This is a genomic window from Streptomyces sp. NPDC001443, assembly GCF_053597355.1.
In genome coordinates, this window is sequence record NZ_JBSFIA010000015.1 from 15,830 (window position 1) to 35,997 (window position 20,168).

15 protein-coding genes are annotated in these 20,168 nt (G+C 73.6%); 11 read left to right on the forward strand and 4 right to left on the reverse strand.

From position 1 onward, the window contains the following. The first annotated feature begins 10 nt into the window (after nt 1–10). Entirely contained in the window at nt 11–1,831 is a 1,821-nt protein-coding gene (locus tag ACWC24_RS17650) for a hypothetical protein (protein WP_450663724.1), read from the forward strand. A gap of 100 nt (nt 1,832–1,931) precedes the next feature. On the opposite strand, the gene ACWC24_RS17655 is transcribed toward ACWC24_RS17650, so the two are convergent. Beyond that, a complete protein-coding gene (locus ACWC24_RS17655; RefSeq protein WP_450663725.1) occupies nt 1,932–3,050 on the reverse strand; it encodes an FAD-dependent oxidoreductase in 1,119 nt (372 codons plus the stop codon). Between the two features lie 53 nt (nt 3,051–3,103). On the opposite strand from ACWC24_RS17655, the gene ACWC24_RS17660 reads away from it, so the two are divergent. Together ACWC24_RS17660 and ACWC24_RS17665 are read left to right on the forward strand one after the other, a co-directional pair. Continuing rightward, entirely contained in the window at nt 3,104–3,796 is a 693-nt protein-coding gene (locus tag ACWC24_RS17660; RefSeq protein ID WP_450663726.1) for a TetR/AcrR family transcriptional regulator, read from the forward strand. A 110-nt stretch (nt 3,797–3,906) separates the two neighbouring features. Then, nucleotides 3,907–4,782, forward strand: coding sequence for an alpha/beta fold hydrolase (locus ACWC24_RS17665; RefSeq protein ID WP_450663727.1), 876 nt, complete (start codon nt 3,907–3,909; stop codon nt 4,780–4,782). Nucleotides 4,783–4,801: 19 nt separating this feature from the next. On the opposite strand, the gene ACWC24_RS17670 is transcribed toward ACWC24_RS17665, so the two are convergent. After that, nucleotides 4,802–6,427: an acyl-CoA synthetase gene (locus tag ACWC24_RS17670; RefSeq protein ID WP_450663728.1), complete on the reverse strand. Its 1,626-nt coding sequence runs from the start codon at nt 6,425–6,427 to the stop codon at nt 4,802–4,804. A gap of 175 nt (nt 6,428–6,602) precedes the next feature. Between ACWC24_RS17670 and ACWC24_RS17675 the strand changes: the two genes are divergently transcribed. The 8 genes from ACWC24_RS17675 (at nt 6,603) to ACWC24_RS17710 (ending at nt 16,447) form a co-directional block, all read left to right on the forward strand. Beyond that, on the forward strand, nt 6,603–7,403 hold the full coding sequence (locus ACWC24_RS17675; RefSeq protein ID WP_450663729.1) for a crotonase/enoyl-CoA hydratase family protein: 801 nt from the start codon (nt 6,603–6,605) through the stop codon (nt 7,401–7,403). Between the two features lie 87 nt (nt 7,404–7,490). After that, entirely contained in the window at nt 7,491–8,444 is a 954-nt protein-coding gene (locus tag ACWC24_RS17680) for a Zn-ribbon domain-containing OB-fold protein (RefSeq protein WP_450663730.1), read from the forward strand. Continuing rightward, nucleotides 8,441–9,511 carry a thiolase domain-containing protein gene (locus ACWC24_RS17685; protein WP_450663731.1) on the forward strand — a complete coding sequence of 357 codons (1,071 nt, stop codon included), beginning with the start codon at nt 8,441–8,443 and terminating at the stop codon, nt 9,509–9,511. The genes ACWC24_RS17680 and ACWC24_RS17685 overlap by 4 nt, the downstream gene beginning before the upstream one ends. Continuing rightward, nucleotides 9,508–10,674 (forward strand): thiolase domain-containing protein, encoded by a 1,167-nt coding sequence (locus tag ACWC24_RS17690; RefSeq protein WP_450663732.1) that lies wholly within the window; start codon nt 9,508–9,510, stop codon nt 10,672–10,674. Before ACWC24_RS17685 ends, ACWC24_RS17690 begins: the two co-directional genes overlap by 4 nt. Nucleotides 10,675–10,792: 118 nt before the next feature. Next, a complete protein-coding gene (locus tag ACWC24_RS17695; RefSeq protein WP_351606108.1) occupies nt 10,793–11,035 on the forward strand; it encodes a DUF397 domain-containing protein in 243 nt (80 codons plus the stop codon). 129 nt (nt 11,036–11,164) lie between these two features. Continuing rightward, nucleotides 11,165–12,064 (forward strand): universal stress protein, encoded by a 900-nt coding sequence (locus ACWC24_RS17700; protein WP_450663733.1) that lies wholly within the window; start codon nt 11,165–11,167, stop codon nt 12,062–12,064. 420 nt (nt 12,065–12,484) lie between these two features. Beyond that, complete coding sequence (locus ACWC24_RS17705) at nt 12,485–15,376, forward strand: ATP-binding protein (RefSeq protein WP_450663734.1); 2,892 nt, start codon at nt 12,485–12,487, stop codon at nt 15,374–15,376. A gap of 573 nt (nt 15,377–15,949) precedes the next feature. Further along, entirely contained in the window at nt 15,950–16,447 is a 498-nt protein-coding gene (locus ACWC24_RS17710; protein WP_351606116.1) for a hypothetical protein, read from the forward strand. A 57-nt stretch (nt 16,448–16,504) separates the two neighbouring features. On the opposite strand, the gene ACWC24_RS17715 is transcribed toward ACWC24_RS17710, so the two are convergent. Beyond that, the gene (locus ACWC24_RS17715; protein ID WP_450663735.1) at nt 16,505–18,472 is read right to left on the reverse strand and encodes an N-acetylmuramoyl-L-alanine amidase; all 1,968 of its coding nucleotides are present in this window, start codon (nt 18,470–18,472) and stop codon (nt 16,505–16,507) included. Between the two features lie 347 nt (nt 18,473–18,819). Further along, complete coding sequence (locus ACWC24_RS17720; protein ID WP_450663736.1) at nt 18,820–19,962, reverse strand: aminoglycoside phosphotransferase family protein; 1,143 nt, start codon at nt 19,960–19,962, stop codon at nt 18,820–18,822. Nucleotides 19,963–20,168: the final 206 nt, after the last annotated feature.

Consider the following 20,168-nt stretch of genomic DNA (forward strand, 5'->3'; position numbering starts at 1 on the left):
ACCTCACCCGGTGAGCGCGCACGAAGAGCGCAACGCGCTCACTCCGCCGACCGCCCTGTACGACCGACTGCTGCACCTGCTGCGCGAGTCCGCCGACGGGGTCCCGTCCCGGCGCGGCTACTCCCTGGCCCGGGAGACCGTGACAGGTGAGGACCCGCTCTCCCGGGAAGAGGCGCCGAGTGCCGTCCGGGAAGCACTCAGCCCGCTTCCGGACGACCCCGCCACCCTGCACCGCCGCTTCGAACGACTCGGCGTCCAGGATCGCGACAGGCACCTGATCGAGTTCATCGTGGTCGGGCTGCCCCTGCCCGCCGAACAGATCGATGCGGCCCGCACCCTGGCACGGCGGCTGACCCGCACCGGTACCACGGTGTCCACCGTCACCGCGGGCATCGCCCTGCTGGGCCGCGTCGGTGAGCCCGAGGACGTCCCGTATCTCTCCGTTCTCGGCCTGTCGCGGGATCTCACCGGCTCGGCGGTGAAGGTGCTCGACATCCTCGATCGCCGGTCCGCCGCCGTCCTGTGGCTCGCGGTCCGCGCCGGCCGCGACCAACTGCGACCACTCGTCCGCGCCCTGTGGACGGACGACCGGCAGGCCGTGCTGCCGGAGTTGATCGCGCTGCCTGTCTCGCCGCGCTTCGTCGGCAGCGCGATCGCCCGCCGGATCGCGGAGGCCTCCCGGCTGTCCGGCCTGCTCGACCAGCACCCCGCCGACACCCGCCTGCTCGCCCGCGCGGGTCGGCTGCTCGTCCGGATGGGGTGCTCGTGCGACGATCCGACCGAACTCCTCGCCTACCGCGACGCGCTCCGCGTGTACGACGGCGTCGTCGGCCGAGCCGGTCTGCTGCCGCCCACGCTCGACAACGCAGCCCTGCTGCTGTCGCTCGCCCTGGACCTGAGCAGCGGCACCGGCCTGCTGTTGGAGTGGCCGCCCGGGCGGCGCGAGGCACTGCTGGAATCGCTCGGACGGCTGCTGGCCGAGCCCCGATGGACGTCGGCGGGCGCCACCGGAGGCGAGGCGGTGCAGCGGCGGCGAGCCGACTGGATCCTCCGCACCGGACGACGGCCGTTCAGGCACCCGGCCACGCCCGACAGGTTCCGCATCGAGGTGGTGACGGGTGACCCCGCGGACCGGGGATCTGTCGAGACACGTGTGCTCATCGACGGCCGTCCGGTGGTCCCGGCCGTGTTCGGCCACGGTCCCGCCCACAGCCCCGATCATCTGCTGGACGAAGGCCGGCTGCGGGCGGGGGAGGAACCCCGGGAGGTGCAGCTCGCGGAGGCCGGCTGCACGGAGGGGTGCTGCGGCGCGCTCTACGTCACCATCCGGCGCGACGCGGACCAGGTGGTCTGGGAGAACTGGCGGCAGACCATGACGGGCTCCCGCGATCCCGCGGCCGAGCTGCCCACCTACCGGTTCGACGGCGCCGCCTACGACACGGAGATCGCCAGGGCGGAGACCGACTGCGCCTGGTCCTGGCGGGCCCGCACCGTCGCCCGCCTGATCAAGACGGGGCTGATCGAGGACCCGGAGCTGCTGAGCCGATGGGACGCGAGCCGCGGCTGGATCAGCAGCGGCTTCGACGACCCCGACACCGCCGTGGTCACCTTCTCCTACCTGCCGGGGTCGGCGTCCGGCCGACCGGAACGACCCGACAGTGCCCTTCAGTTCCGCTGGGTCATCCCGGACGACGGCACCCCGCCCGAGGCACAGGCCGCCGCCGCGCTGCGCCGCCTGGCCGAAGAGGACCCGAAGTCCTACGCACAGGTGTGCGGCGGCAGCCGCCAGCGTGCCGAAGAACTCGGATTCCCCTGGCCCGACAGCACCTGACCGACCGCCCCCGTCCCGGTGGGCGACGGGTCGAGCGTGGTACCCGGGCATGGAGCTGCCCGGCCCTGGGGGGAGTACCGAGACCCCTCGCGTTCGGCGGTCAGGACGGCTGGACCCGGTCGAAGACGGCGAGGGCTTCGGCGGGGTCCGTGCTCACGAGGCGTTCCAGGCCGGCCGTCGTGATCTCCGCCCACCTGCCGGCTCGTGCCCACATCCGTTCCTCGAAGGCGCGGACGGCGTCGTCCGGATCTCCGGGACCGGTGACGATGGCCTCGGCGAGTTCGGCGCCTTCCAGCATCGCGAGGTTCGCGCCCGCCCCCAACGGGGGCATCAGGTGGGCGGCGTCGCCCAGCAGCGTCACCCCGGGGACGTGGGTCCAGGTGTGGGACACGGGCAGGACGTGGATGGGGCGGTGGACGAAAGCGGTGCCGCGGCGGAGGAGGTCGAGGACGGGAGCGGCCCAGCCGTCGAACAGCGCCAGCAGGCTCGATCGCACGGCTTCGCCGTCGGCCGGGTCCAGGTTCGTGTGCCAGTCCAGTGGCGCGCGGAACTTGGCGTACACCTTGACGTGGCCGCCGCTGTTGCGCTGGGCGACGAGGGAGCGGTTCACGCCGTACACCGCCACGGAACCGTCGCCGATCAACCGGGCGAGGTCGGGGTGGCGGGTGTCGACGTCGTCGAGGGAGGTCTCGACCGAGGTGACGCCCGTGTAGTGCGGCGTCACCGGCGAGACCGCCGGGCGGGTCCGCGACCAGGCGCCGTCCGCGCCGACCACGAGGTCGAACGTCTCCTGTCGCCCGTCCGGGAAACGGACCAGTACGCCGTCCCGGGTCCCTGGCACCACCTGTGTCACGCCCCGCCCCCACCGGACGTCGAGAGGGCCGAGCAGCAGGTCACGGAGCTGCCCGCGGTCGATCTCGGGATTGGCCCGGTCGTCCGGCCGGGGGCGCCAGTCGCGCAGGACGGTCCCGTCCGCGTCCAGGATGCGCATGGCCTGCCCCTCGGGACGGGACAGCGCCTGGAATTCCGCCAGCAGTCCCGCTTTGTCCAGCGCGAGCTGGCCCAGCCCTTCGTGCAGGTCCAGCGTGCCGCCCGGGGGGCGCGCGTCGGGGGAGGGATCGCGTTCGAGGACGGTGACGGGGTGATCGTGGCGGTGCAGGACACGGGCGAGGGCAAGGCCGGCGGGGCCGGCTCCGACTACGGCGATACGGCATCTCATGTCGATACACTGTATTGATCCGATGCGCTGCATCGCAACAGTACGATGTGCCCATGACTGTGTGGGACCGCCCGGAGCCGCCGACTCGCCCCGTGCCGCTCGACCGGGAGCGGATCGTGGCCGCCGCCGTCGCGCTGGCCGACGAGGGCGGGCTGGAGGCGGTGTCGTTGCGCAAGGTCGCCGCGCGGCTGAACGCCGGCCCGATGCGGCTGTACGGATACATCGCCACCAAGGAGGAGCTGTTCGACCTCATGCTGGACGAGGTCTACGCCGAGATCCTCCCCGCCGAGCAGCCCGGTGACTGGCGGGAGGCGCTGCGCGTCCTCGCCCACCGCACCAGAGGGGCCGCTCTCCGCCACGAATGGCTGGCCGACCTGCTCGGCCGCCGCCCGGCCATGGGACCGAACGCCCTCGCCGTGGCCGAGGCCACACTGTCCGCCCTCGACGGCCTCGCCGACATCGACACCGGCATGCGAGCCGTGGAGACCGTCAGCGCCTACTACATCGGCGCGATCAGGCGCGAGATCACGAACCTGCGGGCCGAGCGCGCCACGGGTCTGTCCAAGCGCGACTTCCAGCGCGCCTCCGGCCCACATCTGACGAAGATGCTGGCCACGGGCCGCTTCCCGGCACTGGCCAAAGCCGTGTACGACGGCACGGACGTGGACGCCGAGACATCCTTCGCGACCGGTCTGGACTGGGTCCTCGACGCCGTGGCCGCCAAACTCCCCGGGCCACCGGCGTGACGCCCGGTTCTTGCGGCATGTGGCCCCAGACCCTCTCCGTGACGGATCGGGGCACCGGGTAACGGGAAATGCCTTGCGTCCGGCCGCCGCACAGGATGAGGATCCCGGCCATGCCGACCTTCGCCGCGCCCGACGGGACCGAACTCGCCTACCACGTAAGGGGCGAGGGCGAACCGCTCGTCGTGCTGCCCGGCGGGCCGATGCGGGCGTCCGGGTACCTCGGCGACCTCGGCGGGCTGACCGAGCACCGCCGTCTGATCCTGCTCGATCTGCGCGGCACCGGAGACTCCGCGGTGCCGGCGGACCCCGCGACCTACCGCTGCGACCGCCTCGTGGACGACGTGGAGGCGCTCCGGGTCCATCTGGGACTGGAGCGGATGGACGTGCTGGCCCACTCGGCGGGCGGCAGCCTGGCGATGCTGTACGCGGCCCGGTACCCGCGGCGGGTGGCACGGCTCGTGCTCGTCACCGCCACACCGTGGGCGCTGGGGCGGCCGGCGACCGTCGAGCACCGCCTGGCCGCGGCCCGGCTGCGCAAGAGCGAACCGTGGTTCGACCGGGCGTACCCGGTGTTCGAGGCATGGCTCGGGGGTGACGAGGCGGCCGACGAGGACCTGACGGCGTTCGCCGGGTTCTTCTACGGACGCTGGGACGACACCGCCCGTGCCCATGTGGCCGCACTGGACGGCCAGGTGAACGACGCCGCCGGGGACGTCTACTTCTCCGACGGCGCCTTCGATCCGGTCGCCACCCGGCGGGCGCTCGGCGGGGTCACCGCGTCCGTCCTGGTCCTCGCCGGCGAGGTCGACGGCGGCCCCCGCCCCGAGCTCGCCAGGGAGGCCGCCGAGGCCTTCGCGGACGCCGAGTTCGCCGTACAGCCCGGCGCCGGGCACTATCCGTGGCTGGACGACCCGGAGTGGTTCACGGGCCGGGTCACGGCGTTCCTCGACGGCCGTCGGGCCGCCGGGCCGTCGGCGCGGCGGTGAAGCCGGGGGTGTGGTGGGTTCACCGGTCTTCCGCCACCGCCACCTCGCGCGCCCAGCGGTAGTCCGCCTTGCCGCTCGGTGAGCGGCGGACGGTTTCGGTGATCACCAGTTGGCGCGGGATCTTGTACCCGGCGAGATGGGCGCGGCAGTGGGTCTGGATGTCCTCCAGGGACGGCCGTGGTGCCCCGGCGCGCAACTGCACCACCGCCGCCACGTGGCTGCCCCAGCGCACGTCCGGCACCCCGGCCACCAGCGCGTCGTACACGTCGGGGTGGGACTTCAGCGCCTGCTCGACCTCCTCCGGATACACCTTCTCGCCCCCGGTGTTGATGCACTGCGAGCCGCGGCCGAGCACGGTGACCACGCCCTCCTCGTCGACGGTCGCCATGTCGCCAAGGAGCACCCACCGTTCGCCGTCCTTCTCGAAGAAGGTCTCGGCGGTTTTCCGCGGGTCGTTGTAGTAGCCGAGCGGGACGTGTCCGCACTGGGCGACCCGGCCGATCTCGCCGACGGCGATGGGCTCGTGCGTCGCCGGATCCACCACCTGGGTGCGGGAGTTGACGCGGATACGGAAGCCGCGCCCGGGCCCCGAGTCGGCAGTCGCCGTGCCGTTGAAGCCGGACTCGGAGGAGCCGAAGTTGTTCAGCAGCATGACGTTCGGGACGAGTTCGGTGAACTGCCTGCGCACGGTGTCCGACATGATCGCGCCCGACGAGGAGACGCTGAACAGCGCCGAGCAGTCCGTGCCCTTCATGGGCCCGCCGAGGGCGTCGATGAGCGGGCGCAGCATCGCGTCGCCGACCAGCGACATGCTGGTGACCCGCTCCCGCTCGACCGTCCGCAGCACTTCCTCGGGCACGAACTTGCGGTGCAGCACGATGCGTTGGCCGAAGTTGAAGCCGATGAACGCGGTCAGGGTGGAGGTGCCGTGCATGAGCGGCGGGGTGGGGAAGAACGTGATGCCCGCGCTGCCCGCCGCGACGCGCTCCGCGAGCTCGTGCGGTGCGCGCACCGGCTCGCCGGTCGGCGCCCCGCCGCCGAGCCCGGCGAAGAACAGGTCCTCCTGGCGCCACATCACGCCCTTGGGCAGGCCCGTGGTGCCGCCGGTGTAGATGATGAACTGGTCGTCGCCCGACCGGGCGGGGAACCCGCGGCCGGGGTCGCCCGCGGCCTCCGCCTCGCCGAACGGCACGGCCGCCGGGTCCGTCCCGGGCGCTCCGTCCGCCGGCGCCCCGACCCGCAGCAGGTGCCGCAGCCCCGGCGCCCGGGGCAGCGCCGCAGCCACCCGGTCGGCGAACTCCGCGTCGAAGACCAGCGCCACCAGGTCGGCGTCCCGGTAGAGGTAGGTCAGTTCCTCCTCCACGTACCGGTAGTTGACGTTCACCGGCACGATCCGCGCCTTGAGGCACCCGATCACCGTCTGGAGGTACTCGACGCCGTTGTAGAGGTGCAGCCCGAGGTGCTCGCCCGGGCGGATCCCGGCGGCGACGAGATGGTGGGCGATCCGGTTGGCCGCCGCGTCCAGCTCCGCATAGGTCAGCCGGCGTTCCGCGCCCGTGCCCGGGTGGTCGACGTACACCAGTGCCTCGCGGTCCGGCACCACGTCGACGACCGACTCGAACAGGTCGGCAAGGTTGTACTCCACCGTTCCTCCTGACCCCGGGGGTGCCTGGCATCCGACGGTTCGCCGGTCATCAGAGCAAAGGGCGGGGCAACTGGGAAGGGCTCGCACCAAGAAATCTGACTACCTGTCAGAAAACCCTTGAAGTGCCTCCTCCGCTCCTGCAACCTGTTCTCGTTCTCGAGAGGGGAGATGGGCGATGGGTGGGACGGAACACCTCACCGTGCGGCGCGAGGGCGCCACACTCGTGCTCACGCTCAACCGGCCGGACGCCAGGAACGCGCTCTCGCTGGGGATGCTCGTCGGCCTGTACGACGGCTGGATCGAGGCCGACGAGGACGACACCGTCCGCTCGGTCGTGCTCACCGGCGCGGGCGGCTCCTTCTGCGCCGGGATGGACCTCAAGGCCCTGGCCGGGCAGGGGATGGACGGCGAACGCCACCGCGACCGGCTCACCGCCGACCCCGACCTGCACTGGAAGGCGATGCTGCGCCACCACCGCCCGCGCAAGCCGGTGATCGCCGCCGTCGAGGGCTACTGCGTCGCGGGCGGCACGGAGATCCTCCAGGGCACCGACATCCGGGTGGCCGGCGAGTCCGCGACCTTCGGGCTCTTCGAGGTCAGGCGGGGCCTGTTCCCGATCGGCGGCTCCACGGTCCGGCTGCAACGCCAGATCCCGCGCACCCACGCCCTGGAGATGCTGCTCACCGGCCGCCCCTACACCGCCCGGGAGGCGGCCGCCATCGGCCTGATCGGACACGTCGTCCCCGACGGCGCCGCCCTGGAGAAGGCCCTGGAGATCGCCGAACTGGTCAACTCCTGCGGCCCGCTCGCCGTGGAGGCCGTCAAGGCCTCGGTGTACGAGACCGCCGAGATGACCGAGAGCGACGGGCTCGCGGCCGAACTCAAGCGCGGCTGGCCGGTGTTCGACACCGCCGACGCCAAGGAAGGCGCCCGCGCCTTCGCGGAGAAGCGGCCGCCCGTCTACAAGCGCGCCTGACCCGCGCCCCCGTCCTGCGCGCCCCACCCGTGCGCCCGACCTGCGTGCCCGGTCCGTGCGTCCGACCCCGCCGAGGAGAGAGCCGCCATGCCCGAAGTCCTCAAAGCCCCGCTCGCCGTCGAGTTCCCCTTCACCCGCTCCCTCGGCCCGGTGCAGAGCGCCTTCCTGACCGGACTGCGCGAACGCGTGGTCCTCGGGGTGCGCACGGTCGACGGCCGCGTCCTGGTGCCGCCCGTCGAGTACGACCCCGTCACCGCCGACGAGATACGCGACCTCGTCGAGGTCGGCGCCACCGGCACGGTCACCACCTGGGCCTGGAACCACGAACCCCGCCGCGGCCAGCCCCTCGACACCCCCTTCGCCTGGGTGCTGGTCCGCCTGGACGGCGCCGACACCGCCCTGCTGCACGCCCTGGACGCCCCCGGCCCGGACGCCGTGCGCACCGGCATGCGGGTCCGGGTCCGCTGGGCCGCCGAACGCACCGGCGCCATCACCGACATCGCCTGCTTCGAGCCGTACGACGGCCCCGCCGAGGAGGCGAGCACACAACCGGCGCCGCACACCGGGGAGTTCGAGGACGCTGTCACCGGCATCGTCGCCCCCGCCCGCCTCGACTACACCTACACCCCCGGCCGCGCCCAGGCCGCCTACCTCGACGCGCTCGGCGGGCGGCGGACCGTCGGCGAGCGCTGCCCGTCCTGCCGGAAGGTGTACGTCCCGCCCCGGGGCGCCTGCCCCACCTGCGGCGTCGCCACCGCCGAACGCGTCGAGGTCGGCCCGCGCGGCACCGTCACCACCTTCTGCATCGTCAACATCAAGGCCAAGAACCTCGACATCGAAGTCCCCTACGTCTACGCCCACATCGCCCTCGACGGCGCCGACCTCGCACTGCACGGCCGCGTCGGCGGCATCCCCTACGACCAGGTGCGCATGGGCCTGCGCGTCGAACCGGTGTGGACGCCCGACGCCCGCTTCCCCGACCACTACCGGCCCACCGGCGAACCCGACGCGGACTACGACACCTACAAGGAGCTGCTGTGACGCGCGCACCGGGCCCGCGAGGCCGCGAGATCGCCGTCGTCGCCTTCGCCCAGACAGACCACCGGCGCACCACCGACGAGCTCTCCGAGGTGGAGATGCTCATGCCCGTCCTGCACGAGGTGCTGGACCGGACCGGCCTGAAGACCGCCGACATCGACTTCACCTGCTCCGGCTCCTGCGACTACCTGGCCGGCCGCGCCTTCTCCTTCACCCTCGCCCTCGACGGCGTCGGCGCCTGGCCGCCGATCTCCGAGTCGCACGTCGAGACGGACGGCGCGTGGGCGCTGTACGAGGCGTGGACCAAGCTGCTCACCGGGGAGGCCGACACCGCACTGGTGTACTCGTACGGCAAGTCCTCGCCCGGCTCGCTGCGCGACGTGCTGACCCGGCAGCTCGACCCGTACTACGTCGCGCCGCTGTGGCCGGACTCCGTGGCCCTGGCCGCCCTCCAGGCGCAGGCGCTCATCGACGCCGGCGACACCGACGAGTCCGCGCTCGCCGCCGTCGCCGCCCGCAGCAGGACCGCCGCCGGCGCCAACCCGCACGCCCAGCTGCGCGGCCCGGTGCCGCACGGCGGGCACACCGTGCGTCCGCTGCGCACCGGGGACTGCCCGCCCGTCGGGGACGGCGCCGCCGCCGTGATCCTCGCGGCGGGGGAGCGGGCGCGGGAGCTGTGCGCGCGGCCCGCCTGGATCCGCGGCATCGACCACCGCATCGAGGCGCACGGCCTGGGCGTGCGCGACCTGACCGACTCGCCCTCCGCCCGGCTCGCCGCCGAACACGCCGGGGCCTTCGAAGCCCCGGTCGACACCGCGGAGTTGCACGCCCCGTTCACCTCGCAGGAGGTGGTGCTGCGCAAGGCGCTGCGGCTGGACGAGCGGGTGCGCGTCAACCCCTCCGGCGGGGCGCTCGCCGCCAACCCGATGATGGCCGCCGGACTGATCCGCATCGGCGAGGCCGCCGCCGCCGTCCACCGGGGCGAGTCCGACCGGGCGCTCGCCCACGCCACCTCCGGCCCCTGTCTGCAACAGAACCTGGTCGCCGTACTCGAAGGGGATCCGCGATGAGCAAGGAGCCCGTGGCCGTCGTCGGGATCGGCCAGACCAAGCACGTGGCGGCCCGCCGGGACGTGTCGATCGCCGGACTGGTCCGCGAGGCCGCCCTGCGCGCCCTCGCCGACGCGGAACTGACCTGGGCCGACATCGACGCCGTCGTCATCGGCAAGGCGCCCGACTTCTTCGAGGGCGTGATGATGCCCGAGCTGTACCTCGCCGACGCGCTCGGCGCGGTCGGCAAGCCGATGCTGCGGGTGCACACGGCCGGCTCCGTCGGCGGGTCCACGGCGCTGGTCGCCGCGAACCTCGTCGCGGCCCGGGTGCACACCACCGTGCTGACCCTCGCCTTCGAGAAGCAGTCCGAGTCGAACGCCATGTGGGGCCTGTCCCTGCCGATCCCCTTCCAGCAGCCGCTGCTGGCCGGGGCGGGCGGGTTCTTCGCCCCGCACGTACGGGCGTACATGCGCCGCAGCGGAGCCCCCGACACGGTCGGCTCGCTGGTCGCCTACAAGGACCGGCGCAACGCGCTGAAGAACCCCTACGCCCATCTCCACGAGCACGACATCACGCTGGCGAAGGTCCAGGCCTCGCCGATGCTGTGGGACCCGGTCCGCTACTCGGAGACCTGCCCGTCCTCCGACGGCGCCTGCGCGATGGTCCTCACCGACCGGGCCGGCGCGGCCCGCGCGCCCCGGCCGCCCGCCTGGATGCTCGGCGGCGCCATGCGCAGCGAACCCACCCTCTTCGCCGGCAAGGACTTCGTCTCCCCGCGGGCCGGCCGGGACTGCGCCGCCGACGTGTACCGGCAGGCCGGCATCGCCGACCCGCGCCGCGACATCGACGCCGTCGAGATGTACGTACCGTTCTCCTGGTACGAGCCCATGTGGCTGGAGAACCTCGGCTTCGCCGAGGAGGGCGGCGGCTGGAAGCTCACCGAGGCGGGCGTGACCGAACTGGACGGCGACCTTCCGGTGAACATGTCGGGCGGGGTGCTGTCCGCCAACCCCATCGGCGCCTCCGGCATGATCCGCTTCGCCGAGGCGGCCCTCCAGGTGCGCGGCCAGGCCGGGGAACACCAGGTGGACCGCGCCCGCAGAGTGCTCGGCCACGCCTACGGGGGCGGATCCCAGTTCTTCTCCATGTGGCTGGTGGGGGCGCGACCCCCGGACGCCTGAGAACGGGACCGCGGGCAGCGGCCGAAAGGCGCCCGAAGGTCCCTCTTGCGTGGCCTGTCGGCCGTGGGAACCGGTCGCTAGGCTGGCCCGCGGACGACGAACCGGGAGGAGCACGGACGTGGCCGAGAGCACCATCCAGATGCAGCCGCTCGCGGGCTGGGACAAGCCGGAGCTGGACCTCAGCAATGCCGAGTGGCAGTCCAGCAGTCGAGGCCGAGGGGATGTTCAGATCGCTTTTGTCGAGGGATTCATCGCCATGCGCAACAGCGGCCGCCCGGAGAGCCCTTCCCTGATCTTCACACCGGCCGAGTGGGGCGCGTTCGTGTCCGGCGCGCGGGAAGGGGAGTTCGACCTCACCTGAACCGCGGGCCGATCCGGGCGTGTCGCACCCGTTTTTCCGGACACGCGACCTGCTGTGCCGTCCTGGGGCCGATGCCTGAGCCAGGCTGGCCCCAGGAACGGGAAGGTCGTATTCCGGAGGTGAGGAACCATGAGCGCCCTGCCGGTCATCGCGGCGGTCGACGGCTCGGACGACAGCATGCGCGCCCTGGAATGGGCCCTCGACGCGGCCCGCAGACGGGCGGCACCGCTGCGGGTGGTCCATGTGCGGGAGTTCGCCGCCTGGGTGCCGGCCGCCGTCCCGGTGGCCGCCCCGCCGACGGCGGAGGACCCCGTTCTGGCCCAGGTCCGGGACTTCCTGGCCGAACGCGCCGACCTGCCGGAGACGGAGTACGTCGCCGTCGACGGCGCCACCGGGGCCACGCTGCCCGAACTGGGCTCGACCGCCCAGCTCCTGGTGCTCGGCTCCCGGGGCCGCGGCGGCTTCGCCAGCCTGCTGCTCGGTTCCAACGGGCTGGCCGCCGCCCGCGACGCCGCCTGCCCGGTCGTCGTGGTGCCCCGGCCCGACCGCCAGGTCGACGACGCGCCGCCGACCGCCCCCGGGCCCCGGGTGGTCGTCGGCCTGAACGTGGACGGCCCCGACGACGCCACCCTCGCCTTCGCCTTCGCCGAGGCGGAACTGCGCGCGGCCCGGCTCCAGGTGGTCGCCGCCTACGCCTGGCCGATCCAGATCTGGGGGACGCCCGGCGAGATCCTTCCGGCGGTGGTCGAGCAGGGGGCCGTGGAGAGCGAGACGCGCACCCTCGCGGAGGGCTTCCTCGCCCCGCACCGCGAACGGCACCCCGACGTCAGGGCCGAGACGTACGTACCGCCCGGCGACGCGGCCGGGCACCTCGTCGCGGCCTCCAAGGACGCCGACCTCCTGGTCGTGGGACGCCACCGCCGCCGTCTCCTCGTCCCCGGCCATCTGCTGGGCTCCGTCACCCACGCCGTCCTGCTGCACGCGGCGAGCCCCATCGCGGTGGTGCCGCCCGCGCCCGCGGAGGAGTGACGCGGGCCGCGTACGGGTTTGGTGCGAACGTACTCTCGATCTCCCCCCCCGTACGGGTGTCGGTCCGGCGGCCGGCCCCGCCCCGTACGGAGGTCGGCCCGGCGGCCGGCCCCGCCCGGTACGCACCGTCCGGCCTCGCCCGCCCGCCGTCCACGACCTCCCCCGACGCCCTTCCCGGACGGCCTCCCCGACGGTCGCCGCGCCGGGCGGCCCGGAGGCTCGAACGAGCCGATCGGGCCGCAGTCGTGCAGCGTCCGTACACCATCCCGCGCGACACCGCCCGGACACCGCGACGGCTTCCACGGGTAATGCTCAAGGGCGGGCCGTACCCGCCCCGCAAGGCGTACGCTGAGCTGCCTGTAGGTCACGGTGCGCGCCCGCTCCCCGCGCGGGTAGATCATCGTGACAGGGGGTGCAACCATGGGGCAGTACTTCGCGCGCGGCAGAAGGACTCTCTTCGAGCGTGAGAGTGAACTCGCCGCCGTCGACGAGGCGTTGGGAGAGCTGACCGGCCTGCGCGCGGACGGTGCCGAACCGTCCGACCGGCCGCGTGGCGCCCTGCTTGCTTTCGCCGGACACGCGGGCATCGGCAAGACCACCCTCCTCGCCGAGGTACGCCGCCGAGCCGTCGCCCGCGGCTGCACGGTGCTCTCCGCCCGTGGCGGGGACCAGGAACAGCGCGTCGCCTTCCACGTCGCCCGGCAACTGCTCCAACCGCAGTTCGCGGGCATGGCGGAGACCGAACTGCGGTCCTCGCTGGGCAGTTGGTACGACATCGTCGGACCCGCGCTCGGAATCTGCGCCCCCACCGAAGGCGCCCCGCCCGACCTCCAGGGTCTGCGCGACGGGCTGGACTGGGTGCTCACCCACCTCGCCGTCCAGCGTGCCCCGATGGTCCTCCTGCTCGACGACGCGCACTGGGCCGACCCCGAATCCCTGGGCTGGCTGGCCGCGTTCGCCCCGCGCGCCGAGGAACTCCCGCTCCTGGTCGTCGTCGCCTACCGGCCCGACGAACTCCCCGAGCACGCGGAGTCGTTCCGCCGACTGCCCGGCCGCGCCGGCGGCCGCCCGCTCGATCTGGAGCCGCTGAGCGCCGCAGCCGTCGCAGGACTGGTCCGCGAGGCGGTCGGCGGCCACGCCGACGACGCGTTCTGCCACGAGTGCTGGGCCGTCACCGCGGGCAACCCGTTCGAGACCGTCGAACTGACCGCCAAGGTGCACGACCGCGGGCTCAACCCGACCGAGGACGGCGCCCACCTGCTGCGCGACCTCGCGGCCGCCGCCAAGGGCAGCGGCCTGATCTCCCGTATCGAACGGCTCGGCAGCTCCACCGTCCGCTTCGCGTGGGCGTGCGCCGTGCTCGGCACCGAGATCCCCCTGGACCTCGCCGCCGCCGTCGCCGGACTCGGCCACGAGGAGGCCGCCGACGCCGCCGACGCCCTGCGCGGCGCCCGTGTCCTGACCGGTGAGAGCACCCTGGAGTTCGTCCACCCCCTCATCGCCACCTCCGTCTACCGCAACATCTCCGCCAGTTTCCGGGTCGCCCTGCACGGCCAGGCCGCCTGGTGCGTCATCGACGCCGGGCTCGGCCCCGCGGCCGCCGCCCGCCACCTCCTGGAGACCCATCCCGAAGGCGACCCCTGGGTCGTCCAGCAACTGCGCGCCGCCGCCGGCGAGACCCTCAGGGCCGGCGCCCCCGACGCCGCCCGCAGCTACCTGGCCCGTGCCCTGCGCGAACCCCCGCCCGCCGGCGACCGGGCCGCCATCCTGTACGAGCTGGGCTGCGCCTCCCTGCTCACCGAACCGGCGACCACCGTCAACCATCTGCGCGCCGCCCTCGAAGAACCCATCGCCGACCCCGAACTGCGCCACCACATCGTCTACCGCCTCTCCCAGGTCCTCGCCCACAGCGACCGCCTGGCCGAGGCCTGCGACACGCTGGCCGGCGCGATCCGCGTCACCGACGACGCCCGGGTGAAACTGCGCATGGCCTCCGAGGAGTTCATGTGGAACGCCTTCCGAGCCGACGAACCCGACCACCCCGCCCGCTCCCGCCGCCTCGCCCGGCTCGCCGACCGGCTCAAGGGCCGTGACCTCACCGAGCGGTACATCATCGGCCTGCGCACCTGGGACGCCATCCAGCGCGGCGAGCCCGCCCAGGTCGCCTTCCACCACGCCGAACGCGCCCTCGCCGGCGGCCTCGGCTGGGCCGAGCCCGACCGCGGCTTCGAGGTGCCCGTCCTGGTCGCCGTCGCCTTCATGTACGCCGACCGTCCGGGCCGCACCGAGGAACTCTTCGCCGCCGGCATCGCCGAGTTCGAACGCCAGGGCTGGCGCGGCGCCCACCTCTCCTTCGCCTACACGATCCTCGCCTACGTCCGTTACCGGCGCGGCCGGCTCGCCGAGGCCGAGGACTTCGTCCGCGCCGGGCTGCGGCTGGCCGAACGCGTCGGTCCCGGCACCCCCGCCCACTGGTACGCGGTCGGCACCCTCGTCGAGGTGCTGATCGCCCGTGGCCGGGTCGCCGAGGCCGCGGAGGTCGCCGACCACCACTGCTTCTCCGCGCCCTTCCCGGCGGCCGTCGTCTTCCCCGACGCCCAGACCGTGTACGGCGAGCTGCTCCTCGCCCGCGGGCTGACCGAGGAGGCGGCGGCCGAGCTGTCCGCCGCGGGCCGCCGCCTCGACCCGCGCGGCATCCGCAACCCCGCCTGGTGCCCCTGGCAGCTCCATCTCGCCCGCGCCGTGGCCCACGACGACCCCGAGCGGGCCGTGGCCGTCGCACACGAAGCGCTCGCCCGCGCCCGCCAGTTCGGCGCCCCCTCCACGATCGGCCAGGCACTGCGTACCGCCGCCGAGGTCTCCTCGGGCTCCGTCCGCGTCAAGTACCTGGAGGAGTCCGTCTCCCACCTGGAGCGCTCCCCGGCCGCCTACGAGCTCGCCTGCGCCCTGGTCGCCCTGGGCACCGAACTGCACCGCGCCGGCCGCGCCGAGGAGGCCGCGGACCACCTCTACCGAGGTCTCGAGACCGCGGCGCAGTGCGGTGCCGACGGCCTCGTCCGGGCCGCCCGCGACGGACTGGCCGCCGCCGGGCTGCGCCCGCGCCGACTGCACACCGACGAGACCGACACGCTCACCGCGCGTGAGCGCACCGCGGCCGGGCTGGCGGCCCGGGGCCGCAGCGACACCGAGATCGCCGGCGAACTGGACACCGACGAGCCGACCGTCGTACGGCTGCTCTCCGCGGTCTGCCGCAAGATCGGCACGGACCGTACGGGACTGCCGACGGCCCTGGCCGACCACAGTCCGGGCTGAGAGCCACCGGGACGCGACCGCGGAACGACCGGGGACCGACCGGGGGAGCGGCCGTGGGACCGGTCGCGTCACGCGGCCGGGGACCGACTCGGCGGCGACCGGGAAACCGGCCACTCGGAGCGGCCGGGAAACCGGTCGGGAAGTCGGGCGGCAGGCCTGCCGGGAACAGCCGAGAGAGCGGCCGGGAACGGGAGCAGGTCGGGACGCCGGGCGAGAGACCGGCCGGGAGCAGGCCGAGAGACCGGCCGAGAGACCGGCCGGGAACAGGCCCGGGAACCGGCCGGCGCGAGGTCGGGCGGTGCCTGCGGCACCTGCGGCACCTGCGGCACCCGAACGGATCACGGCGAGCGGAGATCCACCGGCCCCCCCGCTCGCACGGTCGGCCGGCCCCGCCGCTCGCACGGCCGGCCCCGCAGGCCCCGCCGCTCACACGGCCGGCCGACCCCATCGGTACGGCCGCCCGGCCGCCGCCGCCCCCGCCGCGCCCCGCGCACTTGCGCGGGCCGAGGCGCCGCCACGGGGAACGGTCCGCCCACACGTCGCCGAACACGCGCGGGCACGTACCATGGCCGCATGTCGTTCCTCCGCCGCCGCAGCGCCACCCCCGCCGGGCCCGACTTCGACGTTCTGGCCATGGACCCGGGCGACTGGCCCGGCAATCTGGGCGCGGGCCTGCTGCCCGCCCCCGACGGCAGCTGCCAGGGCGTCTTCCTGCGCTACGACCTCTTCGGCGGCCGTGGCCCCGCGATGATCATCGGCAATCTGCCCGAGGGCTCCCCGGCCCGCGAGGTCGCCGAGGGCGAGATCCCCTTCGAGGTGGCCCAGCTCCTGCTGGCGCTGGAGAACGACGAGGAGGTGACCGTCGTCGGCACCGAGGACATGCCCGTGATGCAGGGCGACAACCTGCTGATCGTGCGCCGGCTGAAGCTGTCCGAGGGCCGGATCTCCTGCGTGCAGTTCGACCGCAGCGACAACGTCCTCGTGACCATCGCCGCCTGGGACCGCCCCATCACCGACGACCTGTACGCCCTGCTGAAGCCGCTCCCGGCGGAACTTTTCCAGCAGGGCTGACCCGTCAGGGCCGACCGGCACCGGTTTCGACCGGCACCGGTCGGGCCCCGACGCCCGTCAGTGGGACGACGGGACGGCGTCGACGTCCGCGGCGCGCACGAACTCCACCCGGTGGCCGTACTGGATCTCGTAGTACTGGTCCGTGCCGACGACCACCTTGTGCGAGTCGGTGGCGAAGGTGACCGCGTAGAAGTACTCGCCCGGTACCTTCTCGCCCGCCGCGTACCGCTGGCCCGCGAGGATCCGGTACGGCAGCGGTGACACCGTCTGGGCCGGGACCCCCGCCGGATAGGCCTCCTTCTCCGGGTAGGCACGCCCGTAGACCGGGATGCTGTCGAGGCCCGCCTTCGGCGTGATCACGAGCCCGGTCGCGTCCACCGCGGTCGGCTGCTTCCTCGGGTTCTGGAACCAGGCCTTCTGGCCCAGGAACCAGATCGCCGTCCAGTCGCCCCAGTGGTCGGCGACCGCGTACCGCTGACCGGTCGACGCCCGCGAGGACAGGTCGTTCACGTTGTCGGTCGGTGCCGTCCCCAGGCCGATGTCCTTGATCAGCGCCGAGTTCGTGTCGTGGTCGGAGTACAGCCGCACCGCGCTGGAGCCGTGCGCGTCGCACGGCACGCCCTTGGTCACACAGCCCGTGTACACCGGCTGGTTGGCCGCGTACCGGGGCAGGATCGTCACCAGACCGCCGCCCTTCCTCGCGGTGCGCTTGAAGGGGTGGTCCAGGAGCTCGAAGTAGTGGCGCCAGTCCCAGTAGGGCCCGGGGTCGGTGTGCATGCCGGGCACGGTCGCCGTGGTCGGGCCGGGCACGGTGTCGTGACCGAGGATGTGCTGCCGGTCCAGCGGGATGCCGTACTTCGTGGCGAGGTACTTCACCAGGCGGGCCGACGACCGGTACATGGCTTCCGTGTACCAGGTGTCCGGCGCGGCGAGGAAGCCCTCGTGCTCCAGACCGATCGACTTCGCGTTGATGTACCAGTTGCCCGCGTGCCAGGCCACGTCCTTCGCCTTCACGTGCTGGGCGATGTGGCCGTCGGTGGAGCGCAGCGTGTAGTTCCACGACACATAGGTCGGGTCCTGGACGAGGCTGATGGTCCCGTCCCAGGCGCCCTCGGTGTCGTGGATGACGATGTAGCGGATGCTCTGCGACGCCGGGCGGTCGCCCACGTCGTGGTTGCCGTAGTCGTTGTCGCCGAACTCCGCGTACGGCGCCGGGATCCACTCGCAGGAGACCGTCTTCGGGCACTCCGTGCCGTCGGCGGAGACCGTGCGCAGACCCGTGCGGGCCAGCTGACCGGTGTCGGGCACGAGGCCCGGCCGCGCGGTCAGGGCGACCACCTGACCGGCGTCGGTGGTGCGCTTCTCGCCGGTGTGCAGCACGTCGTACACGTCGTTCGCGTACGCCGCCGCGGTGGCGGTGTCGTCCGCGCCGGAGAACCGGGCGACCGCCCCGTACCATTCGGCCGGATCGGCGCTCAGCGGCTCGCCCAGGTCCCGCTGGGCGGCGGCGAGCAGCGCGGCGCCGCCCGCCACGTTGGCGGCGGGGTCCGTGCGCAGGGCCTCGGCGCTCAGGCCGGTCAGTTCGGCGGCCTTCGGCAGCGTCTTGAGGCGGTCGGGGAGCTGCGCGTCGGTCGGCACCTCGGCGGTGCGCACCAGGGCGGGCCGGGCGCTGTCGCCGCGCGCGTCCTCCGTGCCGTCGCTGTGGTGCGACGCCTGCGCGAGGGCGGTGCGGGCGTCCGTGAGATGCATCGGGCCGTAACCGCCGGTGACGCTCGGGGCGCCGTCGTGCGCGTCCCAGCGGGACTGGAGGTAGGAGACGCCGAGCAGCACGCTCTGCGGTACGTGGTAGGTGGCGGCGGCGTCGGCGAACGCCTGCTGGAGGCGGTCCGTGGAGTTCGTGGCGCCCGCCGACGGGGCGGCGCCGAGCAGGGGGAGCAGCAGGGCCGCGCAGGCCACGGTGCCCGCGGCTGCGCGGACGCGTCTGCGCCCGGTGGGTCGGTCGGGGGCGGTGGCGTTTCCGGGCAATGCAGCCTCCTGGGGCGATCGGGCGCGATGAGACGTGCGGGGCCGGGCGTGTCAGTGGTACCGGCTCTCCGACGATCCGTCAATCATGCCCAGAGGGAGGCGATTTCCCATGTCAGCAGGGGGTGCGGCGAGTTTCGTGGCGACGGCTCGCGGGCCTGCGGGGCGTCAGTGGAGTACACCAATGGCCGTGCGGGGCGGCCGGTGACGGCCGCGGGAGCGCACCGGGGAAGCGGGGCAGCAGGCGCGAGGGGGCAGGGGCGACGGGACCCGTGGTGGGAGGGGCGGGTAGGACGAGGGTCCGCGGTGTGCGTCGTCGCTCGGACACGCGCCGCGGACCGTCGTTCGCGTCAGCGAGTGCCGACCGCCGCGCGTACGGCCCGGCGGGCCAGTTGGCAGTCGTCGTGCAGTCGCCTCAGCAGCAGCCGCTGTTCCTCGCCGGACGGCGCCCCACTCGGGGCGGTCGCGCCCGGTGCCGCCGGGGCCGGCTCGTTCAGCGAACGCTGCACGGCGGTCTCGTAGGTACGGATCTCGCGGGTCAGGACGAGCATCAGGTTCACCAGGAACGCGTCCCGGGACGCCGGTCCCGCCTGCTGGGCGATCTGGCTGATGTGCCGACGGGCCACCGGCGCGTCCCCGAGCACCGACCACAGCGTCGCCAGGTCGTAACCCGGGAGGTACCAGCCGGCGTGCTCCCAGTCCACCAGTACTGGACCGGCCGGTGAGAGCAGGATGTTCGAGAGCAGGGCGTCGCCGTGACAGAACTGGCCCATGCCCTGCCGGCCCGCGGAGAGCGCGATGCCGTGCAGCAGCTTCTGGAGGTCGCCCATGTCCCGGTCGGTGAGCAGGCCCAGCTCGTGGTCGCGGGAGATGCGGGCCGCGTAGTCCAGCGGTGCGTCGAAGGTCCCCGGCGACGGACGCCAGCGGTTGAGCTGGCAGATCGCGCCGAGCACCGCCTTGATGTCGGTACGGGCCGGGGCCTCGGCGGGGTGCCGCTGGAGGGCCGCCACCCGGCCGGGCATCCGCTCGATCACCAGGGTGCAGTTGTCCGGGTCCGCCGCGATCAGTCTCGGCACGCGCACCGGGGGGCGCTGCCGGACGAACGTGCGGTACGCAGCTATTTCGTGGCGGTACCGCTCGGCCCATACGGGCGAGTGGTCGAGTAAGCACTTGGCGACGGCCGTGCTGCGTCCCGTCGTACCGACGAGGAGGACCGAGCGGCCGCTGCGGCGCAGCACCTGCACCGGGGAGAACTCCGGGCAGATCCGGTGCACCGACGCGATCGCCGCGCGCAGCTGGGCGCCCTGCGGACCGGACAAGTCGAGTCTCCCGCTGAGCGGTTGCGTACCGACGCCCGGGGCCCGCCGCGGTCGGCCCGCACCGATGACGGGGGCCGCGGTCGACCGCGCGGGGTCGAGGTAGGGGCCGCTGCCGCCCGGGCGGGGGTGCAGGAGCCGGGGCGGGGCGGACACGGAGGACGATGCTGCGTACATGGGCGAGACAGATCCCTTCGTGTGCCTGCGACGTCAGTGCGCTGCCCGGCCCGGCCGCCCGGGTGCATCCTGGGGAATGTCCCTCGGCGACCGGGTCGGGGTGGCGCATTCCTACCTGACACCCGTCGTCCCGTGGCACACCATCTGGCGAACCCTGGCGAAGCCTGGCGAATAGTCGCCCGGCAACTCTCACCGGGCTACATTCA